This is a genomic window from Pseudomonas sp. PMCC200344 (assembly GCF_030053095.1).
Taxonomy (GTDB): domain Bacteria; phylum Pseudomonadota; class Gammaproteobacteria; order Pseudomonadales; family Pseudomonadaceae; genus Aquipseudomonas; species Aquipseudomonas svalbardensis.
In genome coordinates, this window is the sequence record NZ_CP125618.1 from 6,435,263 (window position 1) to 6,450,939 (window position 15,677).

The following is a 15,677-nucleotide window of genomic DNA, read 5'->3' on the forward strand; positions in this document are numbered from 1 at the left end:
ATTTTTACTTTTCGATTCTTGTTATAACCACTGATGATTAGCTAGTAGCCTCCGTGTTCTAGGGCAGGTTGAACACGAAAAACTCACTAGACCCCAACGTCACAGTGCAAGAACACGATGCCACACGAACGCAAACTGTTCGATTACATTTCAGTCAGCTTGACGCGGGTGTTTGGCCTCGAATTGGCGGGCGTAGCTAGACTTAAAGACCAGACCGCGTGTCCGCAATACTAGGGTTCTCACTCATTCAAAAATAACAAAAGTGGACGCTGAGCGCTGGCTGAGAAATCGCCGTTGATCACAAATGCGCCGTTGCTCAGCTGACCGTCAAGTCAACACGAGGAAACTCTAGATGAAAGGCCGTTTTCCCGTCACATGACGTACACCAGATCTTGCCATCATGCGCTTCAATAATTGATCGAGTAATCGACAGACCTAGCCCTGCGTTGCTTGGACTCCCTTCTCGCCGCGCTGGGTCTACGCGATAAAAACGATCGAAAAGCTTTTCAAGATGTTCGGGGGCAATGGGTTCTCCGTGGTTCTCCACGACGACCAATACCGACATCTCCTTCTGGAGGATTTCGACACTGATCGTCTTCCCTTCAGAGGTGTAGCGAAGCGCGTTAGAGAGCAGATTAGAAATGGCTCTGTGGAGCATAAGGACATCGCCTCGGACGCTGCCCCTTCCTGAAACCGTGAGTTCAATCCCTCGCTCATCAGCCAACAGACGGTAGTATTCGAGCAGTTTTTCTACGACTTCCACGAGATCTATTGGTTTGTTCTCGTGTGTGATCAGACCATTGTCAGATTTGGCCAAAAAAAGCATGTCATCAATCATCCGACTCATACGCTTCAAGTCATCAAGATTTGAATACAGATTGTCTTCGTAGTCTTCAATATTCCTTTTTCTTGAAAGCACCACTTCCGTGTGGGTCATCAAATTGCTGACAGGGGTCCGTAGCTCGTGGGCAATGTCTGCGGAAAAGTTCGATAAACGGACAAATGCATCGTCCAGCCTGGACAACATTGCGTTAAAAGAAAGCACCATTTGCTGAAGCTCTTTGGGAACGGGTGCTAAGGGGATGCGATCTTTGAGTGATTTTGCTGACATTGACGCAGCGACCCGCGTGACCTGGTGAATAGGCCGCATGCCACTGCTTGCTACCATCCAGCCGAGTGCAGCGCTGACCAACGCGCTGATCACTAATCCTATCCAAAACCATCGTTCAAGCGTTTCGAAAAAGGACATATGCTGAGTAACATCAAAGATCAAAATAACGGTCAACGGTTTTTCTTGTCCCGTCACAACGGCTTGTGCCGTCACGCCACGGAACATCTGCCCTTGCTCCCGCCACTCCCAGACGGTGTTGTTTGTGGTTGTGCGGAACTCCTTCGGAATATCTACCGGACCGGGATCAGCAAACAATAGCTTGCCGTCACCATCGATTATCAGGGCAGTCAAATCAAGGTGAGCACCGAGCAGCGCTTCCAGTTCAGGCTTAAAATCGCTGAATTGATCGATGCTGTTCAACCCGGACAAAATTCTCTGGGTCGAGTGGAGCTTTTCGTTCAATGCCTGCTGATCCAGCATCTTAAAGTGATGCCGGCTGAGGTTATTGAAACTGAGTCCGGCGACCGTGAGCACGGCCGTTACCGCGAGCATGAACATCAGACTCATGCGGGTCGTCAGGGACATTCGGTTCATTCCGACTCCGAATCAGGCGCGTCGAGCATGTAACCCATCCCCCTGGAGGTATGTATCAACTTGACCTCGAAGTCGTCATCTATCTTGGCCCTCAACCTTCTCACTGCAACCTCGATAACGTTGGTATCGCTGTCGAAGTTCATATCCCAAACCTGGGAGGCGATAAGTGACTTTGGCAGCACCTCCCCTCGACGTCGTAGCAACAGCTCAAGCAACGCAAACTCTTTGGCCGTAAGGTCTATGCGCTTACCTCCACGAATTGCCCGACGCTTGAGCAGGTCCACCTCCAGATCAGCCAATTTCATGTAGGTTTGCGAGGGAGCGCCGTTACCCCGACGCAGCAACGTTCTGACACGGGCCAGCAACTCAGAAAATGCGAAGGGTTTAATCAGGTAATCATCTGCTCCGAGTTCAAGTCCTTTTACTCGGTCCTCAACACGGTCTCGCGCCGTGAGAAAGAGCACGGGAACGTCTTTCCCGGATGCACGAACCTTCTGAAGCACTTCCCAACCATCCAGCCCGGGCATCATGACGTCGAGAATCAGCAGGTCATAGGCCTCGCTCAAAGCGTGCTGAAGCGCCACTTTGCCATTGGTAAAGCGATCCACATTGAACCCCGCCTCCGTGAGTCCTTGCTGCAAATAGATACCTATTTTGGGTTCGTCTTCAGCAACCAGAAGTCTCATGAGGGTGGCTCTCGGATAATGATGAAGCGCAGTCTGCAACGAAACACGCCAGCCAACCAGCAACTGACAGAAAAGTAATATTGGCTTCAGGTAGATGTCAGCGAGCGCTGTCTAGGGTTCAAGCATGAGTACTTCCTGGTGCTCGACCGACTCTTCAGCATGAAACGTTTGGGAGCCGGAAAACAATTCCATAAGGAGTTGCCCCATGAATCGCCTGAAAATGCTGTTTTTTGTGAGCTCGATACTCGTCTCAGCTTCTGTATGGGCTGAAAGTGGCGGAGACCGGGTGATAGAGCGTATGGAAGGTCTGCGCGACAGGGCTGAAGCCGTACTGATTCAAGCTGAAAAAGCCCCTGAAGGACAGCGTCATGTCCACATGGCCGAGCATATGAAGATGCTCGGCGACATCATGAGCCAACTCCATAAAGATCATCCAGACGCATCAATGCCACCTCAGCAGCACCTCGCCTGGATGGAAAAGCACGACAAAATCGTCGATGACGTTTTGAGCCAAATGCAGCGCGAGCACAAATTGATGCTTTCAGAGTGCCATCAGTAATAAGTGCTCGACGCATTTCTTGGTTAGAGCTGATTAACACGGCGTCACCTGAACGCCGTGTTTTTTTTGAAAACTGACAGAAATGTAGTGTTCAGGTCAGTTAACTGGCAGCTCCGTGTCTTTAGCATAGCCAGTGCTCCCACTGTTACTCTCGAGGTCACTATGAAAGCTAAGCTCGTTACCCCTGTCATCGCAGCAATCACTCTACTCTTCGGTGCTACGGCTATGGCCAGCGCAGGGCATGGGAAAGAGGACATCGGCCAGCCTGGAGTTGCCTCTGAGGTTACCCGTACGGTAGAGGTCGAGATGGGCGATATTTTCTTCAAACCTGAAAGCATCGACGTAAAACCTGGTGAAACTATTCGATTTGTCCTTCGCAATGAGGGTTCGCTGCTGCACGAGTTCAACATCGGCAAAGCCGCTGCTCATGCAGCACACCAAAAAGAAATGGCAAGCATGTTCCAGAACGGGACGCTTAACCCCACCGGTACCGGGAAAACGATGAGCGGTATGGGCCACAGCATGGGTGGAATGAAGATGGTCGCAATGGAGCACAACGACCCGAACAGCGTCCTTATTGAGCCTGGCGCAACCCAGGAGCTGATCTGGACCTTCAACAACAGCACAGGCCTTCAGTTTGCCTGCAACGTGCCGGGGCATTACCAGTCAGGGATGGTTGGTCCGTTTGACCTGAAGTAAGCCGGAGCTGGCTGCTAACAACGCTTCGACGCACGAGTTGGCTACGCTCTGTCGCAGAGATCACAGCAACGCTCACACAGTGGGGTTTAGATCATGAATAACCATCAGCATCCGGATGGAAACACCACCGCACCATTTTGGAGGCGCAAAACAGGCGTTGTACTAATCATGCTCATTGCGATTGGTGCCTTCTACGTGTTGCGGGAGCATTTCAGCCACGTTTATCCATTTTGGCCTTATCTGATTCTGTTGATCTGTCCATTGATGCATTTTTTTGGACATGGACATGGCGGACATAGCCATGGCGATCAGGCAGCAACCCACAAGGACGAAAAAGGGAAATAGCCATGCCTACCATATCGAGCCACCACGACCACAGTCACGCCCATAGTGCTCCGCTCAATGACGATGATCTACGTGACCCGGTGTGCGCAATGGCAGTCACTTCATCAAGTAAGTTTGGTGAGTCTTATCAGGGACAGACATATCAATTTTGTAGCCTGAAATGCCAGGAGAAGTTTCGAGCTGATCCTGAACGCTACAGCGGTAATGTTTCGAGCGCCGAGTCCCGCGTCAGCACTCCAGAGTCTGCGGTACAGACAGGCACTGAGTTTACCTGTCCGATGCACCCGGAAATACGCCAGCCCGGACCCGGCAACTGCCCTAAATGTGGCATGACATTAGAGCCGGTCATGCCCACGCTCGATGAAGAAGAGAATCCTGAACTCCGGGATTTCGCCCGCCGCTTTTGGTGGTCGCTGCCATTAACCGTGATAGTGACAGTGCTCGCCATGGCGGGGCACTCGTTACAACTCCTCCATGGCTCGATCCAAAACTGGATCGAGCTCGCTCTGGCGACACCGGTGACCTTATGGGCAGGTTGGCCCTTTTTTGTAAGGGGCATAGCCTCTATTAGAAATCGCAGTCCAAACATGTGGACTCTGATCGGTTTGGGTACCGCCGCAGCCTACCTTTACAGCGTCATGGCAACGCTCTTACCCCAAAGCTTTCCCGCCACCTTCATGCAAGATGGACGTATCAGCGTCTACTTCGAAGCCGCCGCGGTCATCATCTCGCTCACCTTGCTTGGGCAGATTCTTGAGCTCAAAGCCCGATCGCAAACCTCCGCCGCCATTAAGTCCCTTCTCGGTCTATCGCCCAAGACCGCACGCCGGATCAATGCCGATGGACAGGAAGAAGACATTCCTCTCACCCATGTCCACCTTGGAGACCATCTGCGGGTCAGGCCTGGTGAAAAGGTGCCAGTTGATGGTTCAGTACTGGAGGGCGAAAGTGCGGTGGATGAGTCCATGCTCACTGGCGAGCCAGTGCCGGTAATGAAGAGAGCTGGAGATAGCCTGATCGGTGCCACGCTGAATACACATGGCAGCTTGGTAATGGAGGCGCAGAAGGTCGGCGCTGAGACCATGCTGTCACAAATCGTACAGATGGTCGCTCGGGCTCAGCGCTCCAAAGCACCCATGCAACGAATGGCCGACTCTATTGCTGGCTACTTTGTGATAGGTGTTATCGCGATTGCGATACTGACATTTGTCGGCTGGGGGCTTTTTGGCCCTGAGCCCAGTTGGGTGTTTGGTCTGATCAACGCTGTCGCCGTGCTGATCATCGCTTGTCCCTGTGCGTTGGGTCTTGCTACGCCCATGTCGATCATGGTTTCGACAGGTAAAGCAGCCAGCATGGGCGTGCTGTTCAGAGATGCCAGTGCCATCGAAAACCTTTGCAAAATCGACACGCTGATTGTCGATAAGACAGGCACCCTGACAGAGGGACGGCCAGTGTTTCACAGTGTGGAGGCCACACCCAGTTTCAATTCCTACGATGTTCTTCAGCTGGCTGCCAGCCTTGATCAGGGCAGCGAACATCCCTTGGCTCATGCAATCGTCGATCACGCCCGAACCGAGAACATTAAGCTCGCCAAGCCAGAATCCTTTGAGTCTGGTTCAGGTATCGGGGTCAGTGGCATCGTTGATGGCAAGAAGATCCAGCTGGGGAACACCGCGTTGATGGAAGCCGCAGGCGTGAACACCAAGCCCCTACAAGAGCGTGCAGAGTTGTTGCGACTTGACGGCATCAGCATCATCTACCTCGCAGTCGACGGGGTATTGGCAGGGTTGTTGGCAGTATCAGATCCAATTAAGCCGACCTCCAAAGAAGCAGTCACCAAGCTCAAGGCTGATGACATCAAAATCATCATGGCTACTGGCGATGGGCTCACCACCGCTCGGGCTGTCGCCAGGGAGATGGGGATTGAAGAAGTCCACGGTGAAGTGAAACCTCAGGACAAGGAGCGTCTGGTCGCAGACCTCCAGCAATACGGCCGGAAGGTCGCCATGGCTGGAGACGGTATCAACGATGCACCGGCCCTAGCACGAGCAGATGTGGGCATTGCCATGGGGACAGGGACTGACGTTGCGATGAATAGCGCGCAACTCACGCTGGTAAAAGGCGACTTGATGGGGATTTTACGAGCACGGGCTCTTTCGGTTGCAACGGTAAAAAACATGCGGCAAAACTTGGGTTTCGCCTTTCTTTATAACGCGATGGGTATCCCCCTAGCCGCAGGCCTTCTCTATCCACTGACGGGACACCTCCTGTCGCCAATGATCGCGGCCATAGCCATGAGCGTCAGTTCTGCATCTGTAGTTTTCAATGCGTTGAGACTTAGGAATACCCGAATTGACTGAGCTTAACTGATGCTCGCAGCCCGATACTGATAACTCTTGACCTTGCCGTCGTGTCAACGTTGATGCTGTCGTTGCGGTGAAATGAGACCGCTCAGAAAGAGAGGAATAATCATGTTCGTCTTAGATGTTTCAGGCATTGGTTGCGGCAGTTGCGTCAGTAAAATCACCAAAGCGATTCAGTCACTGGACAACGAAGCTATGGTTTCCGTGGATCGGGCAACGGGGAAGGTGAGCGTTGAAAGTAACAAAAGCCCAGAGCAGGTTCGTAAAACTGTAGAGGCGTTAGGTTTTCCTTCCCAGATCAGCGCCTGAGGGCGCTGATTCGTTCCTAAGGTAAGAGCCACGCATGTCCGGGCTCCCCTTGGGTTCATTTCAAATACGAGCGCAGAGCCGAGACAACCTGGTCCAGGTCCTCTTGACGTTGCTCTGGAGTAACAGCTTCAGCACCTAAATGCTCACGGATGCGCCCTTCGAGCACCTCTGCCATCAATCCATTCACCGCGCCCACCACCGCTGCAATTTGTTGCAAAACAGCAGAACACTCCACCTCCTGCTTCAGCGCGCGTTCCAGCGCTTGCCATCACCATCGTCAGGGTTTTTTATTCTCTTTAATCCACTGATCGAAAACGGCGATTTCCTTTTCCTGTGCGGCAATTATGTCTTTGGCCATTCGGAGCATCTCTGGATTTTTTCCGTTCTTGAGTTCGGCTTGTGACATCTTGACTGCCATCTGGTGATGCATGCGCATGTTGGCCGCGAAGTCATAATCCACATCGCCGGTCTTGGACATACCACCCATCATGCTGTCCATCTTCGAGTGATCCATCTGCTCGGAAGGCATCGGCATTGTTCCGCTTTTTGCGGGTTCTGCGGCACTGGTCCACGTCGGTGCTGCCGCCATGACAGCGGCAGCCATCACTACCGCTCTCACCGACAAAGTGAATCGGCTAGAGCTGCTGTGTTTGATATGCTGTGACATTGTGAATCTCCTGGTTAAAAGGCGGAGGATCGGCATATACATACGGCGGCGACATTTTCGATTGAAAACAGCTGATCATTTTCGACAGAAATGCCAGACGTGATGTCAGCAGGAAAATGCTTCATGGCTAGAGATCAATAAGTGCTCAAGAGCTCATATTTCACCCTAGACCACGCTGGGCGCACAGTCGATAGAAATGAAAATTACATTCCTGTCAGGTTCCAGTTGGTTAGCATGGTTTAAGTCCGCGTAGATCGTGCACAGGCTAAGCGCTGCTGCCAGTCACCGGCATTCGACCGCTGACATTGCTCTTCACTATCGAAATGTAGGTTGGCCAACACCTGGCTGGCGTGAACATCCGCTTCGCTTAACGCCTGGGTAGTCAGTTCAAGCATTCGCTTATCTTGCCCATTGGCAAAAACCTGATCTCTGTTGGCATCGGTGTCGAAGACCTAAACAACCATCAGGCTGGAGGGGAACCGCGCGTAAACCACGTCGTGAGTCAACCAAGAGAAGCCCACGATTTCCGCTTTGGCGGTCTCGCAGGCCTTTGTTAGGTAAGCGTCCGCCGAAGTCACCTTGCATGACTCAGGCAGATACCCACTGATGCGGCAGCAGTTGGTCGATCTCACTCGCCCGCTGCGTCGGCAGCCGCGTCAGCACATCTTTGAGATAGGCATACGGATCGTGCCCATTCATACGTGCCGACTGGATCAAACTCATAATCGCCGCTGCCCGTTTGCCGCTGCGAAGCGATCCAGCAAACAACCAGTTCGAGCGTCCAAGTGCCCACGGCCTGATCTGGTTTTCGACTGGATTGTTGTCTATGGGCACCGCCCCATCGACCAGGTAGCGCGTCAGCGCTACCCAGCGTTTAAGGCTGTAATCCAAGGCTTTGGCCGTTGCTGATCCATTGGGCACAAGATCGCGCTGGGCCAACATCCAGTCGTGCAGTGCTTTGGCCAGCGGCGCCGCTTTTTCTTGCCGTATTCGACAGCGATCTCCATCACTCATGTCTCGCACTTGCCGCTCAACTTCGTACAAACCGCCAATCGAGTGCAGCGCCTGTTCTGCCAACTGACTTTTATTCGCGACATGCAGATCGAAAAACTTGCGGCGGGCGTGAGCCATGCAGCCGATTTCGATCATGCCTTTCTCAAACCCAGCTTTGTAACCAGCAAAGTCGTCGCACACCAGCTTGCCATTCCACGCGCCGAGGAAGTTACGCGCATGCTCACCGGCGCGGCTCGGGCTGAAGTCATAAACCACTGCCTTAAGCGCCGAAAACGGCGTGGTGCAGTAAGCCCAGACATAAGCGCGGTGAGTTTTCTTCTCTCCGGGCGCAAGCATCTGCACCGGCGTCTCATCGGCGTGGACAACTTGCTGCGCCAGGACGGCTTCTCGCAAGGCATCAACTAATGGCTGAAGCTGTACACCTGTTTGTCCAACCCATTGAGCTAGTGTGGAGCGCGGGATCGCTAAACCAGCGCGTCCGAAGATTTTCTCCTGCCGATACAGCGGCAAGTGGTCAGCGAACTTCGCCACCAACACATGCGCGATCAGGCCCGCAGTTGGGATGCCCTTGTCGATCACTTGGGCCGGTACCGGTGCCTGGATCAGTGTTTCGCACTGACGGCAGGCCCACTTCCCACGCACATGCTGTTCAACAGTGAACACGCCCGGCGTGTAATCGAGCTTCTCGCTGATGTCCTCGCCGATGCGCTGGAGTTGGCAGCCGCAAGTGCACTGAGTGCTTTCTGGTTCGTGATGAATGACGGTGCGTGGAAACTGCGGCGGCAGTGGCGCGCGCTTTGGTTTTTGGCGCGCCTCTTCTGGAGCAGGAGCCGGAAGCAGTGCCGTCAGCTCGGCGTCGATAGCCTCAAGGTCGGTGTTGAGCAGATCGTCGAGCAAGCTGCCTTGTTCAGGACTGATCTGCTCGCTGCGTTTGGCAAACCGGTGCCGCTTGAGGATCGCGATCTCGTGGGTCAGCTGTTCGATGATGGTTTGATCGCGGTGGATCTTTCTGCCCATGGTGTCGACCTTCGACATCAACTGCGCAGCGAGGGCGCGCAGTTGGTCGGGGGTCATTTGGTCGAGGTTGGGCAAGGAAGTCATGCCGTGGATTTTACCAAAGCAGACCGCCTACGGCAGTAGGCCAAGAAGCAAAATTAAAACTTTTAAAGCAGTGTAATTACGCCGCCAACGCCAACACGTTGCCAAGGTAGACCGAGCACCAACGCCCGAAGTTGCTCGGCATCCAGCTCCATCTCGCAACCTTGGCGAATGCCTGGCCAGTGGAATTTGCCTTGGTTCAACCGCCGTGCCGCCAGCCAAACACCAATTCCGTCATGAACCAGGACTTTCATTCGGTTAGCCCTGCGATTGGCAAACAGATAAGCACAGTGCGGCTTCGCCGCACCGAATACTGCGATCACTCTGGCCAGCGCAGTCTCGGTACCCGCGCGCATATCCATGGGCTCGGTGGCGAGCCAGATGGCGTCTATGCGGATCACTTGGCAAGCTCTCGAATAAATCGAGCGCACCCATCAGGATCGGAAACTGGCCACTTCACTGCGATGGCTTGTTCGCCAACGGGTATCTCGATGATCGCCGATGCCTCCGACGGCCGCTTAGGCGGAGCCTTCAACGGGACAAACGCAGGCAACGCGGCAACTGAGGTATGCCGGTAAAGCGGCAGCCATTTACGAATGACGTTGGCGTTGATGCCGTGAGCGATGGCAACGCTTGAAACGGTGGCCCCGGGCTGAAGGCATTCCTGAACGACCTGGGCTTTGAACGGTTTGGGATAAGAGCTTCGTTGGCGCATGGAAATCCTGGCGATTAAGGGTGATCGCGTCCGCTTAAAAATACGCGGACACCATCGCCCTTAATGCTGGAGTTTTGAAGGTGACATGGCCGGACGCTTACTTTGTTAGGGCGGCAATCAGACGACGCTCGATGTGCGCTTGATCGCGTTTGCTCAACAGCCTCTCTCGATCCTTATTTTCCGATCAGTTAACTTTGCGTTCATTTCTAAGCCGGAGCCGAAACTTGAACCGATGAATCAGCTCCCAGTTTTGTGCGGTACTCAACCGTCAGATGAGTGACCTCATGAACCGTAGCGAGGCGTTCTCGTATGTTTTCGGCATTTGTTGCTGGGCTGCCCAGAACACTCACAATCGCGGCTCGGGCCTGAGGCCCCACCTGCCAGACATGAAGATCAATGATCGAAGCATCCCCCGGTCGTTCAACCAGTTCACGAATCTCTTCGGCAACATGATCATCTGTCTGGTCGAGCAATACACCCGCAGTCACCCGCATCAACGACCAAGCCCAGCGCGCAATGACAACTGCACCCACAATCCCCATTACAGGGTCAAGCCATACCCAACCAAGGTATCGACCAGCAAGCAGTGCAGCGATGGCCAGAACCGAGGTCAGGGCATCTGCAACGACGTGCACGTAAGCAGATCGCAAATTATTGTCGTGACCATGCACATGGTGAGATTCGTGGTCATGCCCATGGTGATGATCATGACCGCCTGATAGCAAAAGCGCGCTCACGACATTCACTGCTAATCCGACAACTGCGATAAGTGTCGCTGTCCCGAATTGCACTTGAGTCGGTTGAAAGAGACGGAATAGCGATTCTCCAGCAATACCCAAGGAGACCAGTCCCAAAATCAGAGCAGAGGCGAAGCCACCCAAGTCTCCCACCTTGCCAGTTCCAAAACTGTAGCGAGCACTTGAGGCATGCCTTTTTGCGTAACCGTAAGCAGCTGCGGCTATGCCGAGTGCTCCTGCGTGCGTTGCCATGTGAAATCCATCGGCAAGCAACGCCATGGATCCTGTGACATAACCCGCGGTGATCTCAGCGACCATCATTACGACGGTCAGAGCCACCACCCACAAGGTTCGCTTGGCGTTTTCTTCATGCGATGTCCCCAGGAACATATGGTCGTGGGAATAGTCGGTGTGCGAATTACTCATCTGGGTAATCCTATTTGGAATAGCGGCGAATGGCTTCGAGGAGCTCGTCAACGCCTTTCGCTCTTTCTTCGTTGCTGAGTGTCGGATTCGCGACGTGTTCACGAGCGTGGTCTTCGATGATTTCATCCATCAGCCCATTGATCGCGCCACGGGTCGAAGCGACCAAAAGCAAGGTTTTCGAGCAGTCATCGTCAGAGTCGAGTGCTCGCTCAATTGCCTGGATTTGCCCAGCGATTCGCTTTACTCGCTTAAGAAGATTGTCTTTGCTCGAACTTACATGGCTCATACCATACCCCCCCTACCTATATTGACAGCATGATCACACGTTCCAATTGGCCATTCAAGCCAGGGAAAGAAGACATCCGACCGGCAGCGTGCAGCGTTTGAATGCCGTAATCGAAACATTGAGCACGTCGCCTCTCTGTGCAAAACCAATACAAGCCGATGGGCGGGCCCGCACTTCAATCATTCGATAGATGGCGTAGCGCCTATTTCTTGAGCTGCCATGGTCTATGGTTTAGGATCGAGCCATATCCCCCCAGGGGGGATATCCGCACACAACAGAGACAAAACCAGCTACTTGCGTCTCTTTGTGAAAAGTTCGGTAACCGCCTGGTCACCGCACTTCGCCACTTGAGATATTACATGCTGAAAATCCTAGCCAACCGAACCTACCGTCATCTCTTTCTCGCCCAAGTAATCGCGCTCGTAGGGACAGGACTCGCCACTGTCGCGCTGGGCCTTCTGGCGTTCGACCTTGCGGGCGCCCAAGCAGGTGCTGTCCTCGGTACAGCGCTGGCGATCAAAATGACGGCCTACATTGGCGTTGCACCAATCGCAGCGGCTTTTGCTGAACGTCTACCCCGTCGAGCGATGCTGGTCTCGCTGGACTTGGTGCGAGCACTGGTCGCACTCGCTCTACCGTTTGTGACGGAAGTCTGGCAGATCTACGTGTTAATTTTTGTTCTCCAGTCAGCCTCGGCGGCGTTCACCCCGACGTTCCAGGCGACCATTCCAGACATCCTGCCGGATGAGGACGATTACACCCGCGCCTTGTCGCTATCACGTCTCGCCTATGATCTTGAAAGTGTCGCCAGCCCTATGCTCGCTGCCGCGTTGCTGACCGTGATCAGCTTCCATAACCTTTTCGCCGGCACTGTCATCGGTTTTCTCGGCTCAGCGGTCCTGGTCGCCACAGTGTTACTGCCAAAGGCGAAGCCGACACCACGACGCAGCATTTACGAGCGAACTACCCGAGGCATACGCATATTTCTGGCCACCCCTCGTCTACGGGGACTGCTAGCTCTCAATCTCTCCGTAGCGGCCGCCAGTGCCATGGTCATCGTCAATACGGTGGTGCTGGTGCAGTCGCGCTTCGCTCTACCTCAGAGTTCGACGGCATTGGCGCTGGCTGCGTTTGGTGGCGGCTCGATGGTCGCCGCCCTGGTCTTGCCTCGGCTGTTGAAAAACATCAAAGACCGAACAGCCATGCTGTTTGGCGGAGGAGTATTGGTCGCTGGCTTAGCGATTGGCATCAACCTGACCACCTATAACTTCCTGCTGCCGCTGTGGATGGTGCTCGGGGTGGGCTATTCCCTAGCGCAGACCCCCAGCGGTCGGCTGTTGCGTCGCTCGGCACATGCCGAAGATCGCCCGGCGTTGTTTGCCGCCCAATTTGCGCTATCCCATGCCTGCTGGTTGATTACCTACCCAATGGCGGGATGGCTGGGTGCCAACATTAGCCTCACCGCATCGTTTGTTGGGCTCGCTGTCGTGGCAGGTAGCGCACTGGTGGCCAGCATCGTGATATGGCGTCCAGCTCATGACCAAGAGTCGATCAAGCACACCCATGAGAATCTGCCGGGCAATCACACGCACTTCGACGGCCAGGAGGGTGTGGATCACGAGCATCCATACGTGATCGATGATCAGCATCGCCGATGGCCAAACAGATGATCGTAAGTTCCTAAGATGTGCTAAAGCTGGTTGGTCAGCCTTCAAATCAGAAACCGTAGCGCTTGCAGAGCGACAAGGTGCCCCGGATAGAACCAGTAGCCCCATTGCCGCACCGGCCAAACCTTAAAGGTGAAGGTCTGGCGCAGTAGCCAGAGTCCGATTAGGGGCGCAGCAAACGCGGTACTCAAGACCAGCAATGAATAGATTTCCAAGTCCAACGCCCTGGTCACGATGCTGCTGCGGGTGTTGCTCAATAGGCACAAAGCCGCTGGCAGCAGCCAAAGAGCACTAAGCCTCTTGATTGCCAACAAAACCGCGGCAGGTACGAGTGCCCCGTAGAAGCCATACATCAACGGATCATCCAGCACGTAGGCAACCGCGCCGGCAATCAACGCCATGGTTCCGCTCAACAAAGTGCGATGCTGCCATCCCCAGGCAATTACCAGCCCCAATGCCAGGGTCACCAACACGTTGAATGATCCCGAGGTGCTGATGTAGCGATAAGGCACTTCTGAAATGGCGGCGAACACCAAGATCAACGCGACGTAGCGACCGTTCGCGGCAGTCAGTAATTCGCCCGGTTTCGAGCGTGCCACATTGGCCGCAATGGCGACACAGAACAACGGAAAAGAGAGTCGACCCGGAATGAACAGATTGCTCATCTCCGGCCACACCAACCGCAAGTGATCGATGACCATGGTTAACAACGCCATCCACTTGATCAGATCCAGGCTGCCGCTCCGGCGCTTGAGCGAGGAATCCTCGGTGGTATGAGCAGTCGTCATGCCTAGGCGTGAGCCCCACCTTGTTGCAGCAGTCCACCGAAGTTGGGCATTTTCAGACCTAGAGGTACTTGGTGATTTGTTTGAAGGCTTCCAGTGGTGCACGCTCACCATTGTTCAGCGCCGATACGGTGTCCTCCAGGCAGTGATCGATGTGATCCTGGATGAGCGTGCGCTTGGCTTGGCACACTGCTTTTTCGACAGCATGCAGCTGCTGAGCAATGTCCACGCACTGACGACCCTCTTCGATCATGGTGATGATGCCGCGTAAATGGCCGTCCGCCCGCTTGAGCCGCTTGATGATCGCCTCGTGACTTTGGTGGGTGTGGGGATGGTTATGTTCGTGTTCGTGCTCACTCATGACTTGAGCCTCTGGCCTCGATGAATTACGCTGGCATCCTATCCCCCCTAGGAGGATGGGTCAAACGCATCAAAGCCCTACAAAACGAGTGAAACCCGAACGCTATGTTCAGCAGAACACTGACAACGACGGTGGTAATCGCGCTTGCTCTCGCCATGTTTGTGGCCTGGGCCGGGCATACCTATACCCTGTCAGTGATGTCGAAACAGCCAGCCTGGGAGATTGCGCAAGACGCACATCACTCCCATGAAGAGCGAGCCGAGATGTCGTGTGCGAGCTGTTCGGATCACTATCACTCCCCGCTGACCCCTGAGCACCATCACGAAACGCCACAGCTCAGTTCTGAGTTGACTTTGTCTGCGCAGCCGAAGCTGTCCATGCGACTCGAAGCCCCATCCTATTCCGTGCCTCGTCCGCCGATTTTCTTGATCGAGCGGCCACCCCGTCCTTCGTTCGCATCCTGACCATGGCCGTACTGCGGCCTTTGATCCCTGCAACGTAGGATTGATCTATGCATACGCACTCGATGAGCGGCGTTGACGCATTTACTGCGCCTTCGCGTCGCCTGCTACTGCTGTTGTTTTTATTTGTCGCGGCACTTTTCCTCGCAATGCCCGAGGCAATGGCTCATGCCGTCGCCGAAGGTGACAAGGGGTTCATCCAGGAAAGCTCCGGCGTCATGTTGTTGCCCTTCATCTACATGGGCGCCAAGCACATGATGACGGGCTACGACCACCTGCTGTTTTTGTTCGGGGTGATCTTCTTCCTCTATCGCCTGAAAGAGGTTGGGCTTTACGTCACGCTATTCGCGGTAGGCCACTCGGTCACGCTGCTGCTTGGCGTGCTGACCGAGGTCAGCATCAGCTCTTACATCATCGACGCCATCATCGGTTTCTCGGTGGTGTACAAGGCGCTCGATAACTTGGGCGCATTCCAGCGCTGGTTCGGTTTCCAACCCGATACCAAGGTGGCCACGCTGATCTTCGGCCTACTCCATGGTTTCGGTCTGGCCACCAAGATTCAGGAGTACGAGATCTCGCCTGATGGCCTGATTCCGAACCTGATCGCCTTTAACGTTGGTGTCGAGATCGGCCAATTGCTGGCCCTTAGCGCGATTCTCATTTTAATGGGGTATTGGCGGCGAACCGGCAGTTTCTGGCGCCACGCCTATACCGCCAACGTCGCCATGATGAGTGCCGGTTTCCTGCTGATGGGTTACCAGATCACCGGCCTGTTTGTCTCTGCGTAAGGAATT

17 protein-coding genes and 2 pseudogenes are annotated in these 15,677 nt (G+C 54.2%); 7 read left to right on the top strand and 12 right to left on the bottom strand.

Translation table 11 applies throughout. The features are described 5' to 3' along the window. Window positions 1-316 precede the first annotated feature (316 nt). Window positions 317-1,705 carry a heavy metal sensor histidine kinase gene (locus tag QFW87_RS29580; protein WP_283182309.1) on the bottom strand — a complete coding sequence of 463 codons (1,389 nt, stop codon included), beginning with the start codon at window positions 1,703-1,705 and terminating at the stop codon, window positions 317-319. Next, entirely contained in the window at window positions 1,702-2,391 is a 690-nt protein-coding gene (locus QFW87_RS29585; RefSeq protein ID WP_024078225.1) for a heavy metal response regulator transcription factor, read from the bottom strand. The genes QFW87_RS29580 and QFW87_RS29585 overlap by 4 nt, the downstream gene beginning before the upstream one ends. A 205-nt stretch (window positions 2,392-2,596) precedes the next feature. On the opposite strand from QFW87_RS29585, the gene QFW87_RS29590 reads away from it, so the two are divergent. The 5 genes from QFW87_RS29590 to QFW87_RS29610 all read left to right on the top strand — a co-directional run bounded on the left by QFW87_RS29590 (window position 2,597) and on the right by QFW87_RS29610 (window position 6,666). After that, window positions 2,597-2,950, top strand: a complete 354-nt coding sequence (locus QFW87_RS29590; protein ID WP_048377465.1) for a co-regulatory protein PtrA N-terminal domain-containing protein — start codon at window positions 2,597-2,599, stop codon at window positions 2,948-2,950. A 162-nt stretch (window positions 2,951-3,112) separates the two neighbouring features. Continuing rightward, complete coding sequence (locus QFW87_RS29595) at window positions 3,113-3,649, top strand: plastocyanin/azurin family copper-binding protein (RefSeq protein ID WP_283189505.1); 537 nt, start codon at window positions 3,113-3,115, stop codon at window positions 3,647-3,649. 93 nt (window positions 3,650-3,742) lie between these two features. After that, window positions 3,743-3,994, top strand: coding sequence for a DUF2933 domain-containing protein (locus QFW87_RS29600; protein ID WP_102595275.1), 252 nt, complete (start codon window positions 3,743-3,745; stop codon window positions 3,992-3,994). A gap of 2 nt (window positions 3,995-3,996) precedes the next feature. After that, complete coding sequence (locus tag QFW87_RS29605; protein ID WP_283189506.1) at window positions 3,997-6,354, top strand: heavy metal translocating P-type ATPase; 2,358 nt, start codon at window positions 3,997-3,999, stop codon at window positions 6,352-6,354. A 111-nt stretch (window positions 6,355-6,465) separates the two neighbouring features. Next, window positions 6,466-6,666 (top strand): heavy metal-associated domain-containing protein, encoded by a 201-nt coding sequence (locus QFW87_RS29610; protein ID WP_283182313.1) that lies wholly within the window; start codon window positions 6,466-6,468, stop codon window positions 6,664-6,666. 55 nt (window positions 6,667-6,721) lie between these two features. Here the strand turns inward: QFW87_RS29610 and QFW87_RS29615 are convergent. The 8 genes and pseudogenes from QFW87_RS29615 to QFW87_RS29650 all read right to left on the bottom strand — a co-directional run. Further along, window positions 6,722-6,928 (bottom strand): annotated as a pseudogene (locus QFW87_RS29615) (metal/formaldehyde-sensitive transcriptional repressor); the annotation flags it as partial. A gap of 15 nt (window positions 6,929-6,943) precedes the next feature. Then, window positions 6,944-7,333 carry a DUF305 domain-containing protein gene (locus QFW87_RS29620; RefSeq protein WP_283182314.1) on the bottom strand — a complete coding sequence of 130 codons (390 nt, stop codon included), beginning with the start codon at window positions 7,331-7,333 and terminating at the stop codon, window positions 6,944-6,946. Between the two features lie 239 nt (window positions 7,334-7,572). Next, window positions 7,573-7,941 (bottom strand): annotated as a pseudogene (locus QFW87_RS29625) (hypothetical protein). Then, window positions 7,922-9,448: an IS66 family transposase gene (locus tag QFW87_RS29630; protein WP_010465918.1), complete on the bottom strand. Its 1,527-nt coding sequence runs from the start codon at window positions 9,446-9,448 to the stop codon at window positions 7,922-7,924. The pseudogene QFW87_RS29625 and the gene QFW87_RS29630 overlap by 20 nt, the downstream one beginning before the upstream one ends. Window positions 9,449-9,510: 62 nt before the next feature. Further along, window positions 9,511-9,846 carry an IS66 family insertion sequence element accessory protein TnpB gene (gene tnpB, locus QFW87_RS29635; RefSeq protein ID WP_010465920.1) on the bottom strand — a complete coding sequence of 112 codons (336 nt, stop codon included), beginning with the start codon at window positions 9,844-9,846 and terminating at the stop codon, window positions 9,511-9,513. Then, window positions 9,843-10,160: a transposase gene (locus tag QFW87_RS29640; RefSeq protein ID WP_010465922.1), complete on the bottom strand. Its 318-nt coding sequence runs from the start codon at window positions 10,158-10,160 to the stop codon at window positions 9,843-9,845. Before QFW87_RS29640 ends, tnpB begins: the two co-directional genes overlap by 4 nt. A gap of 206 nt (window positions 10,161-10,366) precedes the next feature. Further along, window positions 10,367-11,323 (bottom strand): CDF family Co(II)/Ni(II) efflux transporter DmeF, encoded by a 957-nt coding sequence (gene dmeF, locus QFW87_RS29645; protein WP_283189507.1) that lies wholly within the window; start codon window positions 11,321-11,323, stop codon window positions 10,367-10,369. Between the two features lie 10 nt (window positions 11,324-11,333). Next, window positions 11,334-11,609, bottom strand: coding sequence for a metal/formaldehyde-sensitive transcriptional repressor (locus tag QFW87_RS29650; RefSeq protein WP_283182316.1), 276 nt, complete (start codon window positions 11,607-11,609; stop codon window positions 11,334-11,336). Window positions 11,610-11,968: 359 nt separating this feature from the next. Here QFW87_RS29650 and QFW87_RS29655 point away from each other — a divergent pair, with 359 nt between their 5' ends. Further along, window positions 11,969-13,279, top strand: a complete 1,311-nt coding sequence (locus tag QFW87_RS29655) for an MFS transporter (RefSeq protein ID WP_283189508.1) — start codon at window positions 11,969-11,971, stop codon at window positions 13,277-13,279. Between the two features lie 41 nt (window positions 13,280-13,320). Here the strand turns inward: QFW87_RS29655 and QFW87_RS29660 are convergent, their stop codons facing one another. Both QFW87_RS29660 and QFW87_RS29665 read right to left on the bottom strand, forming a co-directional pair. After that, complete coding sequence (locus tag QFW87_RS29660; RefSeq protein ID WP_283189509.1) at window positions 13,321-14,064, bottom strand: TraX family protein; 744 nt, start codon at window positions 14,062-14,064, stop codon at window positions 13,321-13,323. A gap of 58 nt (window positions 14,065-14,122) precedes the next feature. Next, the gene (locus QFW87_RS29665) at window positions 14,123-14,422 is read right to left on the bottom strand and encodes a metal-sensing transcriptional repressor (RefSeq protein WP_057387496.1); all 300 of its coding nucleotides are present in this window, start codon (window positions 14,420-14,422) and stop codon (window positions 14,123-14,125) included. Between the two features lie 511 nt (window positions 14,423-14,933). Here QFW87_RS29665 and QFW87_RS29670 point away from each other — a divergent pair. After that, on the top strand, window positions 14,934-15,671 hold the full coding sequence (locus tag QFW87_RS29670) for a HupE/UreJ family protein (protein ID WP_283182319.1): 738 nt from the start codon (window positions 14,934-14,936) through the stop codon (window positions 15,669-15,671). Window positions 15,672-15,677 lie beyond the last annotated feature (6 nt).